This is a genomic window from Parafilimonas sp., assembly GCF_047606085.1.
In the GTDB taxonomy this organism is placed as follows: Bacteria; Bacteroidota; Bacteroidia; order Chitinophagales; family Chitinophagaceae; genus Parafilimonas.
In genome coordinates, this window is record NZ_JASGEX010000195.1 from 1 (window position 1) to 2,869 (window position 2,869).

General features: G+C 37.2%; 3 protein-coding genes. All 3 read left to right on the forward strand.

Annotated features, from left to right (window positions below):
• Positions 1–508: 508 nt before the first annotated feature.
• Entirely contained in the window at positions 509–916 is a 408-nt protein-coding gene (locus QM629_RS17475) for a hypothetical protein (protein WP_415161181.1), read from the forward strand.
• Between the two features lie 181 nt (positions 917–1,097).
• Entirely contained in the window at positions 1,098–2,078 is a 981-nt protein-coding gene (locus tag QM629_RS17480; protein ID WP_415161182.1) for a GIY-YIG nuclease family protein, read from the forward strand.
• A gap of 390 nt (positions 2,079–2,468) precedes the next feature.
• A partial coding sequence (locus QM629_RS17485) for a serine hydrolase domain-containing protein (RefSeq protein WP_415161183.1) occupies positions 2,469–2,869 on the forward strand: 401 nt, incomplete at its 3' end.

Below are 2,869 nucleotides of genomic sequence, written 5' to 3' on the forward strand. Positions count from 1 at the left end.
AAACCGCCAACCCACAGCCGACACAACAGACAACAGCGAAAAACGTAACGAACGACAAGAACGGCAGACAGCCAACATCGGTTTTGCAATAGTGCGGCTCGACGAATATAGGCTCAACTTCAATAATTCTATTTAACTTTGGTGCAAAACTCAACAGACGGTTCGCTATTGCCGCACCATCGCAAAGCCGTTGCCCGTTGTGTGCTATTTTGCGACCGCCCTGCACCGAAAGAAAATTCAATGGACAGAATAACTTATTTCATAAACAAACTTTTGACATTTATTTCGTCATTTCACCCATTGACTTACTTGACATTTTTGTTGGTGGCAGGACTATTCTTCGTATTGACAAAAATGACAATTCAGAAATTAAAACCGCAGACAAAAAATATAAACGGACTTGCATTGACAATTACTCTGTTCGTAGAACTTCCGACTTTGGGACTTTTATTGTTTTTTGTTATTGGACAGTTACTAAAAAATCAACCATTTTAAGACAACCTGAAATTTGAACGAAATAACAATTCCATATCATTTAGCAATTCCAAGTATTATCTGCATTGTCGGACTGTTAGCCATTTTGTTTTATCGCAACAAATTGTTCAAGAAAAATAGAACTTTTTGGACAGCAGTAACAGTTTTTTTAGTTTTCTATTTATTCATTGTTGGCGGTGCAACGTATGACGACATTTATTATCAATATGAAGCAAATAGATTAGACTTAAACAAAGACGGACTATTTAGCACAGACGAACAAACAGCAGAATTAAATGAAGTGATGAAGAATTTAACCAATGACGTAGGACGAAATTTTTCCTTTATCACAGGTTTTATTTTTGCATTCATCATTTCAGGGATAGTTTATATCTTTGGACGACTATTTTTTAACTCAAAAAGTGAACGACAAGACAAATAAAAACAGCACCCAACATCGTATTGGCAATAGGCGGGGCGAACGGCTTCGTATCAACGGAAGTGCAAAACTCAACATTTGTGCTTCGTATCAACAGTAGTGCTAAAAATCCCGCCCATCGCCAATACGCGGCCCGTTGCCTGCAAGCTTTGTAGGATACTTTCCTGAAATTTCCATGGACAATATGCCAGCAGACATTATAAACGGTTTGGGTTTCAAATTTGACGAAGTACTTGATGTGAAAGGCAGACTTTCGATTTCTGATTTATTCCCAAAATCGAAGAAAAGATGTGGAATTTATTTGCTCAATTTTTCTGACAATACATTTTACATTGGACAAGCAATTGATGCCGTAAAAAGGTTTTCACAGCACAGGAAAAATTATGACAATATAGTCAGATATTGGTTTATAGAAGTTAGAAAAGAAGACTTAAATGAAGTTGAAGAAAGGCTTATCAAAAATGCAGAAGCGGAAGGGCTTTTAATCATCAATAAAACTTTTGTTTCAAGCATTATTGGCGACACAGACCTTGATTTAATTATTTCCCCGACTGAACAAAACAATTGGCTTGAAAACGATATTGAGGTTTCAAACGATGGCTACGACTTATATGCTACGGTTGAAACAAAACATAAGATTAAATACAGACAAAACTTTGACAAGCTAAAGCTGGTTGAAAATTACCAACAACTCAAACGAATTTTAAACTTATACATTAAAAAATGCTTGCCTGCTTTTAAGAAAACAGAATTATCATTTTGGGCATTGAGTTGTATGCCATCAACTAACATTGGCACTTATCCAAGATGTTTCTGTATGAATGTAAATGCAATGGAAGTTTTTGTTTTAGGCTATGAACGCAAAACAAAAAAGCCATTTACTTTCATTATCCTGACAAGTCTCTTCCTTGACAATAACGAGGAACTTGACCGTCTTTTTAACAACTATAAAACTTTGGGGGCGGAACAGTCAAAATACAGGGCGGCTGGTGCGGACCAAATTCGTTTTCATTTTTCAGATTTGGATGAACTTGAGACCATGCTTTTGACCGAACCTAAAATTATCAATTCTATTAAAGAACTCAATTTGCGACTTATGAGAAAAGGTGGAACAATTTATTCGCCGTTTCATTGCTTTGACTTAGCAAAAGACGTTCTTGAATAAGCCAGCAGGCAACATGGGGTTTTATGCAAGTTGGGCTGACGAATATATCATCAGCTATTCGCAAATCCCGGCATCAGTTCGGGCAGACGAATATCCATCAGCTTTAGTTCTTAACTTCATCAAAATATTTTCAATCGGCAGCGGTTATCAGCGGACGGGATACTAATTCCCAACCTGCATAAAGCCCTGTTCGTTGTGTGTCACGCCCTCTGCGCAGTGTAATACCGTTTCAAAGTGAGGTGTATGGTATTTAAGTAGGACAAATCAGGAGTATGTCCCAATACCATCTTTTCAATTTTAACCGGGATAAGATTTAGCTAAAGCACACTCAAACAATGATGAAATTTAATTTGTACGAATAAATTCGTTTATTTACACTAAATAAACTCCATGAAAACTTTATTCTTCAACTTCGTTATTGTAACGGGCATAGCTCAACGTGCCATTGCGCAAATCTCTTTGCAGGAAGAATTCGACAAATTGTTAATGACCCAGTTCAAAGCAAATGAACCTGGCGGAGTTGTCATGGTTGCACAAAATGGGGTTGTTATTTATAAGAAAGCATTTGGCATGGCTAATCTCGAACTCAATGTGCCGACTAATGATAGCATGATTTTTAATATTGGCTCAAACACCAAACAGTTTACTTCAGTCGCCATCTTGCAATTGGTTGAAAAGGGTAAATTAAACTTACAGGATTCTCTGGGCAGGTTTATCCCATTTGCACCTCCTGCCGTCAATAGCATTACTGTACAGCAATTGCTATCCCAAACCTCTGGCATTGATGAAAA

Bases quoted from the DNA above. Each gene is read 5' to 3' on its own strand.
- QM629_RS17480 (WP_415161182.1), top strand. From the start codon at position 1,098: ATGCCAGCAGACATTATAAACGGTTTGGGTTTCAAATTTGACGAAGTA.